At 41.5% G+C, this 18,906-nt stretch carries 17 protein-coding genes; 8 read left to right on the top strand and 9 right to left on the bottom strand.

Going from position 1 to position 18,906, the window contains the following annotated elements; all coding sequences use genetic code 11:
• Positions 1 to 88: 88 nt before the first annotated feature.
• The 4 genes from G6053_RS14505 to G6053_RS14490 form a co-directional block, all read right to left on the bottom strand.
• The gene (locus G6053_RS14505; RefSeq protein WP_108634169.1) at positions 89 to 454 is read right to left on the bottom strand and encodes a response regulator; all 366 of its coding nucleotides are present in this window, start codon (positions 452 to 454) and stop codon (positions 89 to 91) included.
• Positions 444 to 2,009 (bottom strand): PAS domain-containing sensor histidine kinase, encoded by a 1,566-nt coding sequence (locus tag G6053_RS14500; RefSeq protein WP_165306882.1) that lies wholly within the window; start codon positions 2,007 to 2,009, stop codon positions 444 to 446. Before G6053_RS14500 ends, G6053_RS14505 begins: the two co-directional genes overlap by 11 nt.
• A 229-nt stretch (positions 2,010 to 2,238) precedes the next feature.
• On the bottom strand, positions 2,239 to 2,544 hold the full coding sequence (locus tag G6053_RS14495; protein WP_146191057.1) for a hypothetical protein: 306 nt from the start codon (positions 2,542 to 2,544) through the stop codon (positions 2,239 to 2,241).
• A 181-nt stretch (positions 2,545 to 2,725) separates the two neighbouring features.
• Positions 2,726 to 4,078, bottom strand: coding sequence for a DUF3472 domain-containing protein (locus G6053_RS14490; protein WP_165306881.1), 1,353 nt, complete (start codon positions 4,076 to 4,078; stop codon positions 2,726 to 2,728).
• Positions 4,079 to 4,313: 235 nt separating this feature from the next.
• Here G6053_RS14490 and G6053_RS14485 point away from each other — a divergent pair, with 235 nt between their 5' ends.
• Both G6053_RS14485 and G6053_RS14480 read left to right on the top strand, forming a co-directional pair.
• Complete coding sequence (locus G6053_RS14485) at positions 4,314 to 4,772, top strand: GNAT family N-acetyltransferase (protein WP_108634173.1); 459 nt, start codon at positions 4,314 to 4,316, stop codon at positions 4,770 to 4,772.
• 115 nt (positions 4,773 to 4,887) lie between these two features.
• On the top strand, positions 4,888 to 5,460 hold the full coding sequence (locus tag G6053_RS14480; RefSeq protein WP_165306880.1) for a hypothetical protein: 573 nt from the start codon (positions 4,888 to 4,890) through the stop codon (positions 5,458 to 5,460).
• A gap of 4 nt (positions 5,461 to 5,464) precedes the next feature.
• On the opposite strand, the gene G6053_RS14475 is transcribed toward G6053_RS14480, so the two are convergent.
• Both G6053_RS14475 and G6053_RS14470 read right to left on the bottom strand, forming a co-directional pair.
• Positions 5,465 to 6,823 (bottom strand): hypothetical protein, encoded by a 1,359-nt coding sequence (locus tag G6053_RS14475; RefSeq protein WP_165306879.1) that lies wholly within the window; start codon positions 6,821 to 6,823, stop codon positions 5,465 to 5,467.
• Between the two features lie 170 nt (positions 6,824 to 6,993).
• On the bottom strand, positions 6,994 to 7,713 hold the full coding sequence (locus G6053_RS14470) for a DUF3575 domain-containing protein (RefSeq protein WP_165306878.1): 720 nt from the start codon (positions 7,711 to 7,713) through the stop codon (positions 6,994 to 6,996).
• A 380-nt stretch (positions 7,714 to 8,093) separates the two neighbouring features.
• On the opposite strand from G6053_RS14470, the gene G6053_RS14465 reads away from it, so the two are divergent.
• Genes G6053_RS14465 through G6053_RS14450 form a run of 4 tightly spaced genes read left to right on the top strand, consistent with a single transcriptional unit; the run spans position 8,094 to position 12,326 of the window.
• Positions 8,094 to 8,342, top strand: a complete 249-nt coding sequence (locus G6053_RS14465; RefSeq protein WP_108634177.1) for a hypothetical protein — start codon at positions 8,094 to 8,096, stop codon at positions 8,340 to 8,342.
• Positions 8,339 to 9,673 (top strand): TolC family protein, encoded by a 1,335-nt coding sequence (locus G6053_RS14460; RefSeq protein WP_206531948.1) that lies wholly within the window; start codon positions 8,339 to 8,341, stop codon positions 9,671 to 9,673. Before G6053_RS14465 ends, G6053_RS14460 begins: the two co-directional genes overlap by 4 nt.
• Before the next feature lie 14 nt (positions 9,674 to 9,687).
• Entirely contained in the window at positions 9,688 to 10,734 is a 1,047-nt protein-coding gene (locus G6053_RS14455; protein WP_165306876.1) for an HlyD family secretion protein, read from the top strand.
• 2 nt (positions 10,735 to 10,736) lie between these two features.
• Positions 10,737 to 12,326, top strand: coding sequence for an MFS transporter (locus G6053_RS14450; RefSeq protein ID WP_165306875.1), 1,590 nt, complete (start codon positions 10,737 to 10,739; stop codon positions 12,324 to 12,326).
• 17 nt (positions 12,327 to 12,343) lie between these two features.
• Here G6053_RS14450 and G6053_RS14445 read toward each other — a convergent pair whose 3' ends face one another.
• Positions 12,344 to 13,129: an AraC family transcriptional regulator gene (locus G6053_RS14445; protein WP_165306874.1), complete on the bottom strand. Its 786-nt coding sequence runs from the start codon at positions 13,127 to 13,129 to the stop codon at positions 12,344 to 12,346.
• Between the two features lie 496 nt (positions 13,130 to 13,625).
• On the opposite strand from G6053_RS14445, the gene G6053_RS14440 reads away from it, so the two are divergent.
• Complete coding sequence (locus tag G6053_RS14440) at positions 13,626 to 14,126, top strand: RNA polymerase sigma factor (RefSeq protein WP_108634182.1); 501 nt, start codon at positions 13,626 to 13,628, stop codon at positions 14,124 to 14,126.
• A gap of 249 nt (positions 14,127 to 14,375) precedes the next feature.
• Here G6053_RS14440 and G6053_RS14435 read toward each other — a convergent pair whose 3' ends face one another.
• Positions 14,376 to 15,260, bottom strand: coding sequence for an SDR family oxidoreductase (locus G6053_RS14435; protein WP_108634183.1), 885 nt, complete (start codon positions 15,258 to 15,260; stop codon positions 14,376 to 14,378).
• 462 nt (positions 15,261 to 15,722) lie between these two features.
• Between G6053_RS14435 and G6053_RS14430 the strand changes: the two genes are divergently transcribed.
• On the top strand, positions 15,723 to 16,529 hold the full coding sequence (locus G6053_RS14430; RefSeq protein ID WP_108634184.1) for an inorganic diphosphatase: 807 nt from the start codon (positions 15,723 to 15,725) through the stop codon (positions 16,527 to 16,529).
• A 112-nt stretch (positions 16,530 to 16,641) separates the two neighbouring features.
• Here G6053_RS14430 and G6053_RS14425 read toward each other — a convergent pair whose 3' ends face one another.
• Complete coding sequence (locus G6053_RS14425) at positions 16,642 to 18,834, bottom strand: hypothetical protein (protein ID WP_165306873.1); 2,193 nt, start codon at positions 18,832 to 18,834, stop codon at positions 16,642 to 16,644.
• Positions 18,835 to 18,906: the final 72 nt, after the last annotated feature.

The raw sequence follows: 18,906 nt of genomic DNA, 5'->3' as shown, positions 1-18,906 counted from the left end.
AATCAGCCCTATTTTTGTTGGACTGTCGGCAATGCCTTGTCATCGTACGAAGCAAAGCATTGCCCACTAGTCCATTCGAATAATCCTGTTAATTACTTAATATTGTATTGATTTTGGAAGTAATCTCATCCAGATCAAAAGGTTTAGCAATAAATCCATTGGCACCTAAATCGTCTGCAATGACAGCTCCATCGACACTCGCGGAAAGGATAAGAACTGGCAAGTCTTTCACTTCAGGCGTATTTCGGATAATTTTTATGACCTGATCACCCGATAGCAACGGCATCCATAGGTCCAATAACAAGAGATCTGGCCGGTGCGTCGTGAGCTGTTTAATCAGGTTGGTACTGTTGATCTCGCATATAACATTAAATCCTTCTAATTCGAGAAATAGCTCAAGCATCTCTACTATTCCTTGATCGTCATCACAGATCATTATTTTTCTACGCTCCATGGCTTTCGTCGTTATTTGTAATTGGTAATGTGAAATTAAATGTAGACCCTTCTCCGGGTTCACTTTCTACCCATAGCGTTCCATTATGATTGGCAATAATCTCATGCGATACATAGAGCCCGATCCCTAATCCGGGAAATTTTTTCTGTATATGGCTAGCCCTGAAGAATCGTTCGAATATTTTCAGTCTGTCCTGATAATTGATACCCATGCCGTAATCTCTTATGGAGATTTTTACAAAATTGGCAACTTTGTGCATCCTTACTTCCACCTTATTTGAATCGGGTGAGTATTTAATAGCATTGGATAATAGGTTATTAACTACTTGGATGATCTGTAGCTCGTCCCCGTGGACAATGGCGCCTGTAGCACCTGATAGCTGGATTTCATAACCGGGCACAGCGAGCGTAATATTATCAATTGCCTCGCGAATTGTCTGATCAATATCAAATGGCTCCATATGCAATTCAATATGACCGGACTGTATTTTTGATGTATCCAACAGTTTAGTGATTAAGAGATTCAAGCGATCGACATAGGCCGACATCTTATCGAGCGTGCTCACAAACTTGTCATTCGAATGATCTGGGCTCATGCGCTGTAAAATTTGAACCAAACCTTTAATCGTCGTTAGGGGCGTCTTGAGCTCATGGCTAGCAATGGACAAAAAATCGTCTTTTCGCTGGTCTTGCTCTTTTTTCTCCGTAATATCTTCGAAAGCAATCAATATGCGATCTTTGTAATGCCCTTCAAATTCAATGCGATAAGCATTTAATAGCATCACTTTACGGCCTATATGGGGAAATATATTGTCGACCTCGTAATCAATAACAGGATTGTTGGTTGGTAGAATCTGGGTCAGGAGCTCTTTCAAAGATTTGATATTCCACTGTTGCATCCCAAGTTCAAAGAGAGGTTTTCCTAACGTTTCTTCGGAGGAAACCTTAAAAGAATTTAAAAAATGTTTATTCGCACTCAACACGATATAATTGGCATCTAATACCAATAAACTCTCCCGGACAGTTTCAATGATACTGGAGAGAAAAATTTCCTTTTCCTGTAATTCTTTTGTTCGTTCCTGTATTTTAAGTTCGACATGCGCTTTCTCTTCCCTAAGGTCGTACTCGGCTTTCTTGCGCGCCGTTATATCATTTTGTACACCTATAAAATGGGTTACCTGTCCCGCTTCGTTTTTAACTGGAGATATAAAAAGCTCATTCCAAAAAAGTGTACCATCCTTGCGGTAATTACGAATTTCGACTTTACATTCTTCACCCCGCTGGATACTTTCTTTTAAAAGCTGGCGTTGCGGCTGTGAACGATCCTGAGCCTGCAAAAAACGGCAATTATGCCCAATAATCTCGTTGTGCGAATAGCCACTGATAGTTTCAAATGCTTTGTTGCAATAGATAATCGGATTGTCGTATTGCATATTATCTGTAATAATAATGCCTGAATAGGCGGAATTTAAGGCTTTAAGATAAAGATCGAGATCATTGCTCGAATTATGAATGGTATGTTTTGATTTATCAATATACGTGTTTTTTTCTTCCATATACGTTTAAGACCCTAACGAATTAATGTCCTACAATTTAATTTTTAATTTGAAAACTAAATGCAAACCATATGCCTTTTCTGTATTGACCGTATTTTTTTAAACAAAATGGGTATTTATCCCTATAAGGCATGTGAAAGAGCGGATCAGAAGTTAAGCCCTTCCAGGTGTTCTTTCTGACGAATTCGGCCAGTGACCTCATTGACAAGGAACATTGACTACACGCCGCTTAGTGATGCCGATTTCCTTTTTGATGGTAGGGTACATGCTGAGGTGAATTTATCACTTGGGCATGTTTGTTGTCGATGACCACCTGCGGATCAGCATGCTGCAAGGCAACAATATCTGGATTAATTTCCGTAGCCAGATCTTTAAATGGCCGATAACCGATGGGTTTATTTTGTTGTTTACCTTTTGATTTATTTTTGGCTTTCTTTTCCTGTTCTTTATGTTTAACTTTTTCTGTATGACGCTTGAATAAAATCAATGCTGCTCCAGTAATCAGGGCAATAGCAAATTTGAATTTGAGATGCATAATAATTCTTTTTAGTTGATCTTTTCTGAATGAACAAAGCCAGGACATAAATCGTTTACCTTTTAACACAGGCATTCCTTGAGGCAAAGTTGTCTATAAATCACAAAGAGCGATATGGTTGTAGCCATATCGCTCTTTGTGATTGGAATATTACAAGACACCCTTACCCGGAATTATATAGCTATGGTAGGGTAGTGAAGTCAATTGCAGGAGCGGGATTACCATTGTTGACCGTAAATAAAGTGCCCGGGCTAACAACAGTATTGAAAAATCCACCATTTTTAAGGAAGAAACTGCTTCCATTGGTACCGCCCATGGCATCTATACGCTGGTTGCTGGAATAGGTGCCGTCTACGGTAAATTTGGCCTGAACCACCGGCAACCAGGTGCCGGATGCGGTGCGTACCCATTGATTTTTATAATCCGCCGAGCGTCCAAGATAGCCGTTATCCGCATTGAAATTTTCCAAAAAACTGTGGAAATTGGTCAGATAAGTTGCTATTTTAGGTCGTTTCCAGCTTGCAATCAAGGTCCAAGTATTTACCGTCGGATCATTGAACCAGGCTGTAAAATCGGTCGCGCCGTTGCCATCGGGTTCACCCTTGAGTAGGAATTTATAGTTCTTGCCGCTTGTCCAACCATACTTCATATAACTTTGTCCGCCGGAACCTTCACCGCCAAATTCGCCTGTTGTAGTATTTGCCCCCTTACGGTTAAGGGTAATGCGGTCCTCAACAGGTATTTCCGCCGGATTGTCGGTGCTGTAGGGACTCCATACCGAAAACAGAATGCGGCGCTCGCTGGCCGAATTAACCTGCATGCCAAAATAGCCCTGACCAAATCCATTGGCCATAAAGTAAGAACCTATTTTGTCTTCGCCCGTAGGAACATTGATTTCGCTATAGTAGTAGGAAACCTGCTGGTTGGTCGGCACCGAATAACTTAAGTGACAGGAAGGCCCGCGTCGTGACCAGTAGTAAGTATTGTCGACATTATTGTCGCTATAGATGGTAGTTCCGCTAGTAGCGCTTCCGCTCAAAATAAGGTGCGAAACATCCGCAAAGTAACCCCCAGTCTTGGAGACACCCTGAAGGTCCATTTTTACGTAACCAGCAGCATTTAATGTGTAGTTGCCCACTGCATAATCCTTCACGGTACCGCCTTTTAGACTAATTTGTTTGCTGACGCCATTAATGGTTAGCTTGACCACGCTACTGTCCCCATTTGGCAAGACTTTAGCCCTGATTTTTACGGTTAATGTACCTGCCTGCGGCAGCTTGGCGTAAGTACTTACGATGCTATTGGCATTGGTCCAGTTGGCTAGGCCATTGCTATTGATCACTTCAGCAGCGCCGATAGGTGCCGATGTGACAAAGGCATTTCCTCCAAGGGGAACTTCATAACCGTTAGGCCCCGGGGTGGCCGCCCGCAGTGATAGTTTTTCTTCGGTCTCCGTTTTCTCCACAGTCTTTTTGCAGGAAACAAAACAGACCAATGCAGCACCGAGCAGTGCTAGAAATTTGATTTTTCTCATAATTTATTTTTAATTGTTCAGTATGAATTTATTAAACAACTTTCATATTGTGAAAATGAATTAAATGCAATCGATTGTGCTATTTACTTTTGTAACAGAATATACAATTCAGGGTAATTTACAGACAGCTGACATTTGCGCAGTTCATTGGATTGCTGATTTTTGTATATTGCACTAGCCGCTATTAGCCCAAATTTAAGCGGATATCATTACACATTATAAAAAAGCATAAGGAATGGATTTAAAAATCAGACAGGCACAGGAACATGAAATCGATGTATTATTGGAATTTGAACAGGGAATCGTGGCGGCAGAACGCCCGTTTGACGATACATTGGAAGAAGGTGAAATTCACTACTACGACCTGCTGGAACTCATAAAATCACCAGAAGCAGAAGTATTGGTCGCTGTGGTCGGCAGTGAGCTTGTCGGATCTGGCTATGCGAAAATAGTCGATGCCAAGCCATATCAAAAGTTTGCCCGATATGTGCATTTGGGATTTATGTATGTTAAACCAGATCACCGTGGGCAGGGGATCAATAAATTGATTCTGGAAGCATTGCTAAGCTGGGCAAAAGAAAGAAATATCTCGGAAGTGAGGCTTCAGGTTTATGATCAGAACGACAGTGCAATAATCGCCTATAGTAAAGTCGGGTTTAAGCCCAATTTATTGGAGATGAGAATAGAAATTTAGAGATTCCCCCGACCAGAAGTGCCAAGGGAAGATATTAAGGGGCTTATGTTTTTCTTTTCATTCAGGACGGGACCAGAAACAGAAACAAAAGAAGTACAATACTGTTATATCAGGCATGAAAGTCTTGATCAGCATATTTTTTATTTTTCTATACGTTTCCGTTATTGGACAGACGGGGACCTATCGGCTTGTGACTACCACTGGTGCTTCAAGTACGATGGTGATCAGATCCATGCAATCCACTGTAGTTGCCGATGTTTTCGCCTGGTGGAATATTCCTTCTGGCACCCATGGCACTTTCTCAGGGAAGGGTACCTGCACTGGCAATAGCTGTTTCTTAAAAGAAAAGGACGATCAGGGCTGCACACTGAAATTGACTTTTGTGGGAAAGCAGCTTAAAGTTCAATTTTCGGGTTGTAACAGACAGAATATACCCGAGGATTTTTCGGGTAGTTATAATCAACTGACACTACGAACGCATGGCACCTATCGGACCAGACCGGCTAAAACCTATTTTTATAAATATCCAAGACTTACTAAAACACGGAAAAATTATCTCCGGAAAGGGACTACGGTCCAAGTGAATATTGAAAATATCGTCGACGACCGTTGGGTTTACATCAATTGTCGTGACAACCTAGGCAAGGTATCCAGCGGTTATATTTTATGGTCCAGTCTAGGACAATAAAACACTATTTGCTATTGTAACGTCTGCTTTCAAATCGGCCCGTATCAACCCCGTGCTTCCCAAAGTTTGTTAAGACCAGCATTTTTATTTTTTCGAACTGTTGTGCAGAGAGTCCATCCTGTTCTTTGGCAACCATATAAAAATAGGTTCCTTTGTATTTCTGAAGTATAGAACGGACGGAAGCGAAGTCCATATTATCGAGGATTTCCGATTTCGGTTCTCCAGCGCGCGGCATTGCAATTGAAGTACTATACCGGATGGGTCTAAAAGTCGAATCTACGGCTTGCTGGCCAAATGGAGTAGGCAGAGATTCTTTGGGGTTATAGACTGTGAGGTAAATCGGTATGGCTAAACTATCATCGCGGCTAAATATGCTCTTATTCATCACGGCGTAAAATTTTTCGGCTGGATTGACTACTGTCAGATCGTAGTTTACACTATCTGGATGTTGGATATACTGTTCCAACAGTTTATTATCTTCGACATGCCGCAGGCCGATCACATCGATTTCGGCACCGTAAGGATCCTGGGGAATATCGGGGCTAAATACCACAGTAGCGCGAGGGTCATTGGTCCACAAAAATATAGGGCCGAATGTAAGTCCGTATTCCGCGGCCACATTTTTGGCTTTTTGCACATTGTTTTCGTAGTCTGTTTCTATGCTAAGAATCCCATCTCGAAAACCTGCCATTTCTTTGTCCCGTTGTTGCTGAATAAAATCAGCGCCACAGGTGCGAATGAGCATGACGAGTGCAAATACCGCAGATATGGGTATTGCAATGTATTTGTAGTCACGTTTTTTAGATTCTTCGAGTTGGGAGACAAGCGCTTTTGCATTATTTTTTTGCTTGCTACCTACGGCAACACCGCTGGTAGCGATATTCTCTTTAAGGTGTTCATTCTGCAGCACTACAGCCTGCTGTCCAAGATGACGCAAAAGCTCTTCCCTGAATGCAGTAAAGATAATGATGTCGGCGGCTGATTTTGGATGATCAGGATTGAACAGCCAAACCAGCTTTTTACCATTATTGAGTTTGATCCGCATAGATGGTGGGGGAGCCTGAAGCAGACCATAGGGTGGAATACTATGAATATCTTGGTAAAGAACACGTCCATAACTGTGGGATGTAAACCCATTCTCATCCAGACTGATGGTATCCGTTGCCCTAGATTTCTTGACAAAACGCCAGACACCAAATCCCATCAGGCAAAGCATAAGTACAATATTAGGCCAAAAAATCCACTGCACATAATTCATAAGCCATACCGTCGGCAGAATAATGCCGAGCGGTATCCCAATGAGAACCAGTATTAGATAGAGAAGTCCGCTGTTATTCTGATATTTGAATGTATATTCTTTCATTGTATGTCCTTTCCCAAGTTACCTGTCTATTTTTGTGGGGTGTTTCCCCAAAACTACGACAAATAACCAGGCAGAAAAATCCATGAAAACAGGGATTTCATAGTCTAATAGGGCCCAAAAATACCTGATAAAACTCGGCTGAATAGCGAAATGTAGGAAGTCGATCGACTTTAAAACCGATACCCTAAGGATAAGGCGGTACGAATTCCAGCGAATGGGCCTTTCGTCTTGAGCGTGACTCCTTCGGAATCAACTTCTTTTTTGAGGTCTAACACATCAATGTCAAAATCCTCCAACTGTTTACGCAGTTCCTCTTGTTCATCGGAATTTAATTGGGTTTTCCCCTCAAAGGTGCCGTTATTAAATCCGTAGTTGGGACCAATAATTCGCCAATCTAGATAGATATGCTCGCCGAGACGCCATTGGCTACCAATAGCTAGTCCAGCTGTCAAGGCATTCAAGGCACCCGAAATCGGAACTTCCTTTTGGTAGTCTGGCTCTTCAACCGACAGTATGGTGTTAAGGCTATAACGCGCATATTTTACGAAAGGAGCAAAGTAGAATCCTCTGAAAGCATCATTATTACCGAGATAAAAGCGCATTTCCGGTGTAAAGGAAAATGCCCCAAATTTCGCTCCACCCAGAATGTCACTTGGATCATCAATAGCAGATTCCCATATCGAGCGGAAGGGAAGACCAGATTTAGGACGAAGACTTAATGTCGCATTTAGTGATAGGCGTTGTTGAATCGCCTTTTCATATTCGAACGCAACATTGCCAACCGCCAATGGCAAGAGATTTAATTTAATTAAATTGGTATTTTCCTGTGCTTTTAATCCCGACATCGCCAATATTCCGATGATAAGTGTAGCTAGGTAGTGATGTTTCATATTGATATTTTAAACTGATCCGGCCTATTGGCGTAGATGAACAAATCCAAGCTGTAGCATGTATAAATTCCTCTACCCCAATAACGTTATTTAGTAGGATTTATTTTATCTCATTAAGAACATCAGAGGTCGATATAAGGTTTTACTAAAGATCTGCCGATCTAAGTGAAATTTTAGCCAAAGCATTGGGCTTGCTGGACAATCTTGGTGAGCCGATCTATGACGACCCTCAGATGATGACCTGGCGAAAGCGCCTACGGGTAGTGGAACAAAAACTGAAATAATATATTGGCCAGATTCGGCCAAATTTAGGCCAATTATATAAAATCCCACAGCATCTTTCCCGATAACTTTGTCAAATAGCGTTAAACAAGGTTATCATGAAAGAAAAAGTACAAAAAATTATTGCGAAAGTCGTCCATGAGAAATCGGCTGACCCGATTGCCGATGACGATAGACAAGTGAACAGGCTATACTTCAACTACGCAGGTATGTATCTATTCCCCCTATTTCCTATGGGGGATCTGTCCGTTGTTCTCCATGAATTGAGGCGAACCTGGAAGAAATATGCCGAAAAACGGCATAGCGCCAAGCAACAGCATGTTGTTTTTAAAGGAGTAAAGAAATGAGGCGGGATCTTTCTTTTGTTTCTATTGCTGTGGGCATATTTTTCTTTTTACGGTCCGCCAACGGCCAGGTAAGAGATACAATACAGCCTATGAACCTGGTAAAAATATGGGAGTCGATAGCCTCCCATAACCACCAGCTAAAGTTACAGGGTCTCAAGGGTGTAGCTGCTTCACTTGCCATTATTGAGGCGAAAGATCAGTTTTTACCAACGATTTCTCTCAACGGGGATTTTAAACTCAACACTAAATTCCTCCTGTATCCAGAAGGACTGTTCTCTGCTCCACAGGATGTGCCGGTATCCGGTTATGGCTATGGGCTGGGTTACAACCTAAACCTCAATCTTTACAATGGTGGCCTCGATAAAAGAAATATTCAGCTAAAAAAGGAAGAAAAGTTGGCCATGCAATTTGAATACGAATTGCAGCACAGCAATCTAAAGTATATAACTGCTGTCGCTTATTATGAACTATACAAATTCATGAAATTCAAGGAATTTATTTCTGCCGAAATATCCGCTGAACAACGCCAGCTATCGACAATCGAACATCTCTACAAGAATGGAATTGTCTTAAAGAGTGATGTGCTGCGAATCGCTGTTAAATTGGACAATTTAGAACTCCGCCGGTCTGAAGTACTCAGAAGAATTGACCTTACGAAACAGAAACTGAATGTGCTCATGGGCCGCGGCGAAATGGAATCACTCCAGATAGCACTTCAAGAAGACTTGAACCCTGATCTGCAGGATGTACATACATACGGTGATTATGTTGGCATTGCCCAACAACAGTCTCAGGAATTTAAAATCATTGAATCCACGATCAAAACCAGTGAATTAAAACTAAGACAGGTGAAATCTGCCACACGGCCAAAGCTCTACTTATACTCGACCTATAGCTACACCTATCCGCAGATCTCATTCTATCCATATAGCAATAATTTATGGGGATTTGGACAGACAGGGCTCAAAATGCAATGGTCTATTGACAATGCATTCAAAAGTAAACATGCTGTGGCACAGGCCAACATACATATTGAGGAACAAAAGTCAGTCATGCAGATCAAACAGGAAGAAGTTAACCTGAAGATCAGACAGGCATTCCTGCAGCGCGAACAGGCCCAACAACAGGTAATAACAGCTGAGAAAAACATCGCGCAAAACACCGAAACTGTCCGTGTCATCAAAAACAGTTACCTCAATCAAGAATCCTTGCTGACGGATCTGTTAGAAGCAGAAAATGCATTGCTTGAAGCCAAGTTTAACCACATATCTGCGTTGGTCGAATTAAAACTAAGCCACATCCAATTGTTGGCGATAACAGGGATACTTTAAAAAGATATCAGATAATGAATAAGAATAAAATAGATAAGGTCGTGGTCATCTCCACGAAGTACTTTGGTATTGTCTTCCTTACGGGCATGCTGGGTTGGGCTGTGCTATACCTATGGCGAAATTTACAGTATGAGCAGACAAATGATGCACAAATAGATGCTTACTTATCGCCCATAAGTGCCAAAGTGGGTGGATATATCAGTAAAATTTATTATAACGATAACCAACAGGTACACCAAGGCGATACACTTGTATTGATTGAAAAAGATGAGTATCGACTCAAACAGAAGGCCGCTGCAGCCGAGTTGTTAAGTTCGCGTGCGAAACTGCCGATCTTGGCGGCAAGTGAAGAGACACAATCCAAAAACATTGCTGTAATCAGTGCACAATTAATGGGGGTCCAGGCAAAATTAGAGCAACAACGCAAAGAGTTTGAACGATATAAAAGCCTGCTGGCAGATGAATCGACCACACAACAAAAGTTTGACCTCGTGAATACAACACTCCTGAGCCAACAATCTGACTATGCCCAGACAATAGCTTCTCTGGAGGCCGCCAAATCAAGACTCAAGGATATACAAGCTCAGCGGGCTGCAATTGCCGCTGAAATAAATATCAAAACGGCGCTATTGGAGCGACAAGAACTTGATCTTCGGTACACCGTAATAACGGCACCTTTTGATGGTCGTATTGGTAAGAAAACCATTCAACAAGGACAGCTTGTGCAACCGGGGCAAACATTGGCTTTTTTGCTCAATGAGGCCGAAAAAAAATGGGTAGTCGCCAACTTCAAAGAAACACAGATCAAGTCATTTCATATAGGCCAGCGGGTTGCTATAGAAACAGACGCTTACCCCGAAGAAGTATTCTCTGGAGTAATCGAATCGCTTTCGCCAACGACAGGAGCACGTTACTCGTTGTTGCCACCGGATAACGCCACCGGTAATTTTGTAAAAATCATCCAACGCATCCCCGTCAGAATTAAATTGACCGGTAATTCGGAGATGCTATCTAAGCTCTCGCCCGGAATGAATGCCAATGTTTATGTTTTAAAGAAATAACTATGCAAGCACATAAAATACCTTTATTTAAACACTGGGTCTCGGAAGGTCTCGCACGGGCAGTCATCTTTGCGATATTGATGACATCACTTTGCTGTTTTGCCTTATATAGCAGTCCTGTAACCATTATGGGATTTTACGGTATCGATGCTACGGCCATGCAATACGGAATGGTGGTTATTTATGGCTCGACCGTAACTTTCCTGGCGCTAGATGTGCGCATCGTAAAACGCTTTACTTCGCGAGGCTATTTGCTCCTGGCCCTCGCCATCAATGGGATATGTGCCTTAATCTGCTTCTATAGCAGAAATTGGACAATCTTTATAATCGGCCAATTTTTACAGGGGATGACATGTGCTCTTTTGTCCGGTATCGTACTCAACCTAATCTTTCCACGGCTGGAGTCGACCAGAGCAAAGGTAATTGGCTACACAATTTTATATGCTGGTATACAGATTTCAGTGCCACTATATGCCATATTCTGTAGCGCTATCTTGTATGTCAGGGATTTCAATTGGCTATTTTATGGTATTATCATGCTACTTATACTACTTGGGCTAAGCGTATTGATTACTATGCATCCAAACGCCAGGCTTCATAAAAAGCTACCGTTATATCAGGTCGACTGGATCGGTTATATCTATTACACCTACATTACCTTAGCTCTTGGATATATTCTTGTATATGGGCAACAGTTGGACTGGCTGGATAATCCGTACATTAAAATACTAAGCCTTATTTTAGGTCTTGTGCTTATTTTATTCGTCTTACGGGAAATGCGACTGAAACGACCTTTAATTGACCTTCGCATTTTTGGAACCAAAAACTTTGTATTGGGACTATTATTACTAGTGATTTTCTACCTCTTTAAGGGAAGTACAGGACTGACCTATAGCTATGTGGAGAATGTTTTGGCCACCGATTCCCTACACACAATCCCGCTCTGGCTCGCCGTGATTGCAGGAACCTTACTAAGCATGTTTGTGACGGCCCGCTTTGTCTTAAGTGGGACGAATCTGATGCAGCTCATGCTTGTGGGATTTATGATTATGGCCATGTATTACGGCTATATGCTCCTGTTTGTCTCCGTGGCAGGGGAGACCTTAGATTTTATCCTACCCATGTTTATTTATGGTCTTGCCACTGGAGCGCTGTTTGTACCAATTGTTTTTTTTACAGCTTCGGCAGCGCCACAAGGGATGGCACTATACGCCTCCCTATTAGGTATCTTCGCCCGATTCGTTGGATTCTGCAGTAGCATTGCCCTTAATAACCAGCTACAGCTCTATACAAAGGGAGCTATCCGCGAAAAACTACGCGAAACACTGACCGAAACAAACCCGCTTATCCCTTCGCTGTGGCAGGATATTCAAAATACTTATATAAATGCGGGGAACGATATGTATGTGGCTAAAAATGCATCGGATTTTCTTTTTAATAAGTTAATCAAACAGCAGTTATTTGCACGAGCGGTGCGGGATTATTATGATGTAATGCTTGTTATACTGCTTTGTATCATAATCGCCTTGTTGTTGGTACCAAGGATCCGCAATATTGTCCTAAAGCTTGGAAAGAATAATATCCCTTATTGAATTAAGATAGCCTTGCCTTACTTTAACTTAGAACGAAAATCTGAAGGGCGGATATTTGTCAGTTGGAAAAAAGTATTGCTGAAAGCCGAAATATTAGAATAACCGACCTGATAGGCAATCTCACTTATGGAAAGACTCGTATCTTTGAGTAGTTCCATCGCACGTATGACACGGAGCATTTTGAGATATTGAACAAAGGAAAGGTGTAAACACTGTTGAAAAAGCCGAGTCAAACTGCGGACACTGAGACCGAATTTTTGGGCAGACTCTTCCAAGCTTAACGGCTCGCCAATACGATGGCGCATATCATCGGTGATGGCACGTATACGGCTATCGTCTGTGATAGGTAGTTGAATAGAAAATTTCTGCAAATTTTCATGTGCGAGCAGCTTTTTCATGGTAGACATCAATTCATACTCCCAGCAGCCAGCAAAATAATTGCCCTGCCAGGTCTCACTAAAGGCAAGCAGTTCAAACAATAACCTGCTGACGGGATAGATGCCAAGTTCTTTGTAAAAGGCCCCATCATCAGCCGCGGGGAAATAGATATTGATAATATGAAGATCTTGTGCATTATACATCAGGTTGTGCGCATAATCTGCTGGGATCCAAATATAATGATTCGAGGGAATGTAATAATCACGCTCCAGAGTTTGAAGATAGGCTATACCACCAAATACCAGCAGCAACTGTCCTTTGGCATGCTGATGGGCCGGCAATTTCTGCTCCATCTGTTGACGCATCACTAAAATGGATTCGGGATACTGGTCAATGGTTTTTGAAAGCTCGTTTACGTATTCCATCAATGGCTTAAATTTATCTTATACTGCTTGATAACCTGTATGTAGAGTTTTGATCTATATGCTATCAATATCTTGATCATCCGGTTGACTTAGTTTAGAATAATTATAAAGAATGTACAATTATACAGCTTTGTAACGAATAAGTCAAACGACCTAATTTGACTGCGCACAAAACCACGTTAAAAGCGTTTACATTTTTGTACAAAAGATATGGATAACGTTTTTTGTTTTTTCACCCTAAAAACGTACTTCTTACAATTTCAATCCGATTTATTACCTAATCTATTTTTTTTCCTATTCAATTAATTTTTGAACAATATGAAATAATTTACTCGAAAAGGGCTTTAATAGTACTTGTATAACCATTCTCAGCGAGAATACGTATTTCTACCCCTGCCACCAGTATAATTATTTTCGAGGTAACACCCATTTAAAATTAGCATTCTTCTTGTTCTACGCTATTAGGATCAACTTTAAACAACAAAGAGGATAAATTATGAACAACTACAATTTAAACGTACTAATTAAGGAGAAAAGAGGGTTGCTAAACCATTTTGCTACTAAATTTACAAACGACCCAGATGAAAAAGAAGACTTGATCCAAGAAACGTGGATCCGGGCATTAAAATCTATTGATAAATTTGTGCATCACCCCAAATTAATGAGCTGGTTATATGTAATTATGAAGCATACATATATTAATAAATACCGTAAAGCTAAACGTGTGGGGGAAATACAAGAGACCTATATTGACCTAGAACGTTCCAATAATACTGTTCATAATAGGGGAGTAAGCAAATTTGTGGCGGAAGACATCGAAAAGGCAATGTGTAGTCTGACGCAGGATAATTATGAGATCTTCCGATTATATTTAGATGGGTACAAGTACCATGAAATTGCCAGTTACTTTAACATGCCGGAAGGAACAATAAAAACAAGAATTCATATGGCCCGCAAAAAATTACAGAAACAGCTTAAAGCTTATAAATTGAATTGATCGTACACTATTTTTTATAATTATATCCAGAGCCAAACGGAATCTCCTTTTGGCTCTTTTATTTTTACCTTCCATCGTGCACGTTGAAATGCTCATGAAGCAGGACCGAGCGAGCGACAAAAGTACTAGCCAGATCAAATTAAATAAATAAGCGCACAGACTTTGTGCGCTATATATAATCCTTCGCAGTTTACCAGAGATAGAGTGGCTATTGCGTTGTCTTTTTTAGCTCTTGCAGTATTGACAATTTTATATTGCAATTTTACCGCCTGTTACGGCGATAGTGGCTCCAGCAATGTAACTGCTTTCCTCTGATGCCAGAAATACGTACGCAGGGGCAATTTCCGCTGGCTGTGCTGGCCTTTTAATTGGACTATCCTTACCAAAGTTCTCAGGTTCGGGCATTGTGGATGGAATTAAAGGTGTCCATACTGGACCAGGGGCGACGGCATTGACGCGAATTCCCTTATCCTGCTCAAGCAGCATCTGTGCAAGATTGGCTGTAAAATTTTGAATGGCACCTTTTGTGGCTGCATAATCCAATAGCACGGCGTTGGGATGGTAGGAGTTTACGGATGCTGTATTAATAATGGAACTGCCTGGTTTCATATAAGGAACTGCGGCTTTACACAAGTAGAACATACTCCGTATATTGGTTTCGAAAGTACGATCCCATTCTTTGGATGTAAGCTCCTCCAAGGTTTTATGAGCCATTTGATAGGCCGCATTGTTAACCAGAATATCAATACCACCTAGTTCCTTGACACAGAGAGCAATCAATTCGTTAGCATAGGCTTCGTCTCGTAAATCACCTTTGGAAATAATGGCCTTACGACCTTCGCTTTCAACAAGACGTGCAGTTGCTGCTGCATCCTCATCCTCGATATCATAACCATAGTTAATAACCACATCTGCACCTTCACGGGCAAAAGCGATCGCTATCGCACGACCTATTCCGGAATCAGCACCAGTGATGATGGCTTTAGCATCCTTTAATTTTCCCGTGCCAATATAGCTCTCTTCGCCGTGGTCAGCTTGTGGCTTCATTTCTAGTTCTACTCCCGGTACTTCTTGTTTCTGCTTTGGAAATGGGGGCACCGGATATTTTGTGTGTGGATTTTTGAATTGTGTCATAGCATGAATTTTATAGTGACATTAAATATTTCTTTTAAGTGGTCCAATGTTATAGCAAACATCCTCCCGGAAACAATAACGGTTGAAGTATTTATAACAATTTGCCTACTGATTACGGTGCGATTTTTGTATCTATTTTATCTTTCCTTTACACTTTTAGAGTGTTTAAGGAATGTAAAAAGTTTTCTTCATTGCTTTATGAATTAGTTTTTAAACTGAACAGTAGTGAACCGCGTATCGTTCAAAAAAAATAACGATATACCTCAACTGATCGGTATAGATAGCGTGAAGATAAACCTCAACATTCTACGATCGCCAGCCGTTTACGTTTCCCGATGGCTTCGGTTTTCACTTAAAATACAGCGCACACCCTTTCGGTAGGCAACTATTATGGCGGTAGCGTTGTTCAAGATACAGTTAGAACCTGTTTAATATCAGGACACAAGTAAAAACAACAAAACAATGATCACTATAAAGCATATCTTTTGTACAGCCGAAACACCAAAAGGTTCAAATGCCAAATACAATTACGATCCGAATTGTGGAGGATTTGTACTTGCTAAGTACCTACCTCTGGGATTTGTTTTTCCCTACGATTTTGGTTTTATTCCAGGAACGGAGGGTGAAGATGGAGACCCACTGGATGTTATTATAATAGCTGAGCAGGGAACTTTTCCGGGCTGCATGATGAAATGTAGAGTCATAGGCGCAATAAAAGCTGTACAGCAGGAGACCGGTGAGATGGTGGAGAATGACAGGTTTCTGGTCGTTCCTGAAACTTCAATGATCTTTGGAAATATTCATAGAGTGGCACAATTGCCCGACACGGTGCTAGAAGAGTTGCAAAATTTCTTTATCAGCTATAATAAACAGGAAGACAAACTCTTTCGGCCCCTCAAAATAATGAGTGCGAAGGATGCCCTTAACGCAATAGAAATAGCAAAGAAAAAAATGAAACCGGCCAAAAAGATTGAGATTTTTGTACCGTTAACAGACAGAAAAGGAAAGCCTTTTCCAAATTACCTTTATAAAAATATTAAGAAGCAACTCACAAAAGATTTTGGTGGGATGACCGCTTATATACAAGCTCCCGCCGAAGGAATATGGGCGGATGAGGGGCAAGAAGTGGTCAAGGATCGTATGATTGTTTACGAAGTCATGGTACCTGTCGTTGACCAGTCCTATTGGCGGGAGTATAAGCACAAATTAGAATACCAGTTTGCACAGAAAGAACTGGTGATAAGGCAAAGTGACATTGCCGTGTTTTAAACTTTCGGGACTGGCCCTTACAATATCTAAGACCAATGGATGCATGATGTACTTAAAAGTATGTAGTACAGCTGCTAGATGCCATTGTTCAAATCATAGCAGGCTAAACAGCTTACCAACTTATTTTGATCATTCCTGCAGCGTCCAACGCGAAATGCCCAAGGCTTATCGCCTTTATCTCCCGATATGCTGACTTAATTTTTTGTTTAACTTTGATTGTTGATAAGACCGTTTGAGACAGCATAAGAAGCTGCATTTCTGCTTGGAGCAGGTGACTGCCCTCCATATGGAAGGTGGCTGAGTTTTTTCCTACTCTAAATCCGGTAATAGGATAGTTGACAAAGACAATCGCACCAAGCCCTTGAATTGTGAAATATTGTCTCGGTATAATTCCGAATGCAAGTCCTGCACCATAGACTTCCTGACCAACTGACCCACTTTTTTCCCATCCGTCATGTATGTCTTCCAGCGGAACCCAAAGATCTTTCTTGATTTCACCGGTCTTGATTTCATCGGCGATCATCTCATCAGGTAGAAGGGGTGGATAGTAATAAGCTAATCTTCCGATTGCATATTTGATAAATTCAGGTAGCAAAACTTTTAGGGAAGGCAAAATCGCCATATCTTTAGCGACTTCCAAATAATGATGGAGGGCAGCAAATACTTCTAGTTCTTCATAAGCCGCGGTGTAAGGCGCATCGTTCAAAGGGAACACGGCGAAGAAATAAGGAAAATTCGTACCATGACCGTAATTGCAATCCCATAGCTGACAATTTTTAAAAACCCCGGCTAGACAGCAATAACTAAGTTCCAAATAATGTTTTTCTGCTGTTTCGCGATATAATTCAAGTAGGGCTGCTGCTGCAAACGCGGTATTATTTGCCTGATAAAAGATGTCGAAAGCCAGTCCATCAAGACTTTTAACTGCTTTTGCAGCCTCATTCAAAAATCTCTTTTCCTTTGTCAATTGCCAGGCCATGAACATTACATGGGCATAGCTCCCGGGAACATCCTTTTCGCCACCCTTGCCGGGTTCGGTTTCTGCTTTTAAAACCTCCAATGTAGTCATTTTATAGAACACAGGCCAGTTATAATCGAAATGCTGAGCCCCCCTAATTGTATAGTCTATTGAATCAAGAAACAATTTTTTAGCTTGTTTATCGCCACGCAACGCTAATCTAGATAGATTTAAAAGGGGATGGTGAAGGTACCAGGAATCCATTACCATTTCGCGCTTCTGCTCCTCCGATCGATCTAAACCGTGTTGCAAAGCTGGATGCCATCTGACAATACTCTCTACGGTCTGATCGTAGAAGGCCTCGAGACCACTACTTATGTCTTCATAAAGCGGATGCGCTTTGCCTGTCCAGCTTAGATACTCATGCAGGGGCAACAATACTGCAAGCTGTACCATAATCTCAGAAGGTGTATCATAATCACTTACATAGGCATTGAGATAGGGGACACCACCTGTTTGTGTCCAACAACCTTTGTTTCTATAGAGATCTATCAGCACTTTCTCAGCCGTAGACAACCAATCGTGCTTGGCAGGTGCTGGCTTTGGCAACAATAAGTAAATATTTGCAAGATGTTCAAGGAACTGTGTTGTAATAGCCAGATCGCCACCAGGTATATCCTCACGCAAGAGAACAAAAGCATCAGAAATTATAAATTCGCGATTAGCAGGCAGTGGCTTTTCAGCATTGACAGGAAATTGAAAGCCGATTTCGGGCCATTCCCCTCCAACAGTGTCACGCAGGGAAACTTCGGCAGCTTGACAATACGAAGACATGGCACTTAAATTCTGAAAGTAAAACACTGAGCCGACCTGAGGCTTTGTCATACTGAAAAAGAGCTGGCCGGAGCGCGCCCCCACTTGCTTCGCATGGATCAGTCCATTGGTATTTTCTATTCTTCCTTCTTTGGTAAGTGGAACTATATCCCGCGGCCAAAAGGGTATAAGCAACGGAAACTTAACTTGTAGTGTCACCGTATAACGAAAGATGGTAGCTGGGCTTTGGGGGATGAACAGAATAATACGATAATATGCTAACCGAGTTGAAGCGGTGACGAGTATCTCATCTGTGGCTTCTGTAATCGAAGCTTTTTCAAACTGACTATTCATTCCAAAGGCAAGCCTGAAAGCTATGCTTCCCCCTTCCGGCCATGAGACTACCAGCCAAATGCTGTCGCCAATGTTATAAAATCGAAGTAAGTATGCCTCCATAGCCATCTCATAGATAGGCTCGCTGTCCGAAATGTCGGATTGGACTGTTACGGACCAGGGTGTGACCGCGTTTATCATATTCAATTGTTGAATTAGTTATCAAATAGCCTTTTAGGCCTTAATATGCTAGTAACTATAACCGAAAAAGTT

The organism is Sphingobacterium sp. DR205 (assembly GCF_011064245.1).
GTDB lineage: Bacteria > Bacteroidota > Bacteroidia > Sphingobacteriales > Sphingobacteriaceae > Sphingobacterium > Sphingobacterium athyrii.
Note: the sequence above shows the minus strand (reverse complement) of the source record. Positions and strands in the feature narration are given on the sequence as shown.

Bases quoted from the DNA above. Each gene is read 5' to 3' on its own strand.
- G6053_RS14470 (WP_165306878.1), bottom strand. From the start codon at position 7,713: ATGAAACATCACTACCTAGCTACACTTATCATCGGAATATTGGCGATG.
- G6053_RS14460 (WP_206531948.1), top strand. From the start codon at position 8,339: ATGAGGCGGGATCTTTCTTTTGTTTCTATTGCTGTGGGCATATTTTTC.
- G6053_RS14455 (WP_165306876.1), top strand. From the start codon at position 9,688: ATGAATAAGAATAAAATAGATAAGGTCGTGGTCATCTCCACGAAGTAC.
- G6053_RS14480 (WP_165306880.1), top strand. From the start codon at position 4,888: ATGAAAGTCTTGATCAGCATATTTTTTATTTTTCTATACGTTTCCGTT.
- G6053_RS14435 (WP_108634183.1), bottom strand. From the start codon at position 15,260: ATGACACAATTCAAAAATCCACACACAAAATATCCGGTGCCCCCATTT.
- G6053_RS14505 (WP_108634169.1), bottom strand. From the start codon at position 454: ATGGAGCGTAGAAAAATAATGATCTGTGATGACGATCAAGGAATAGTA.
- G6053_RS14490 (WP_165306881.1), bottom strand. From the start codon at position 4,078: ATGAGAAAAATCAAATTTCTAGCACTGCTCGGTGCTGCATTGGTCTGT.
- G6053_RS14425 (WP_165306873.1), bottom strand. From the start codon at position 18,834: ATGATAAACGCGGTCACACCCTGGTCCGTAACAGTCCAATCCGACATT.
- G6053_RS14430 (WP_108634184.1), top strand. From the start codon at position 15,723: ATGATCACTATAAAGCATATCTTTTGTACAGCCGAAACACCAAAAGGT.
- G6053_RS14445 (WP_165306874.1), bottom strand. From the start codon at position 13,129: ATGGAATACGTAAACGAGCTTTCAAAAACCATTGACCAGTATCCCGAA.
- G6053_RS14450 (WP_165306875.1), top strand. From the start codon at position 10,737: ATGCAAGCACATAAAATACCTTTATTTAAACACTGGGTCTCGGAAGGT.
- G6053_RS14440 (WP_108634182.1), top strand. From the start codon at position 13,626: ATGAACAACTACAATTTAAACGTACTAATTAAGGAGAAAAGAGGGTTG.
- G6053_RS14475 (WP_165306879.1), bottom strand. From the start codon at position 6,823: ATGAAAGAATATACATTCAAATATCAGAATAACAGCGGACTTCTCTAT.
- G6053_RS14485 (WP_108634173.1), top strand. From the start codon at position 4,314: ATGGATTTAAAAATCAGACAGGCACAGGAACATGAAATCGATGTATTA.
- G6053_RS14495 (WP_146191057.1), bottom strand. From the start codon at position 2,544: ATGCATCTCAAATTCAAATTTGCTATTGCCCTGATTACTGGAGCAGCA.
- G6053_RS14465 (WP_108634177.1), top strand. From the start codon at position 8,094: ATGAAAGAAAAAGTACAAAAAATTATTGCGAAAGTCGTCCATGAGAAA.
- G6053_RS14500 (WP_165306882.1), bottom strand. From the start codon at position 2,009: ATGGAAGAAAAAAACACGTATATTGATAAATCAAAACATACCATTCAT.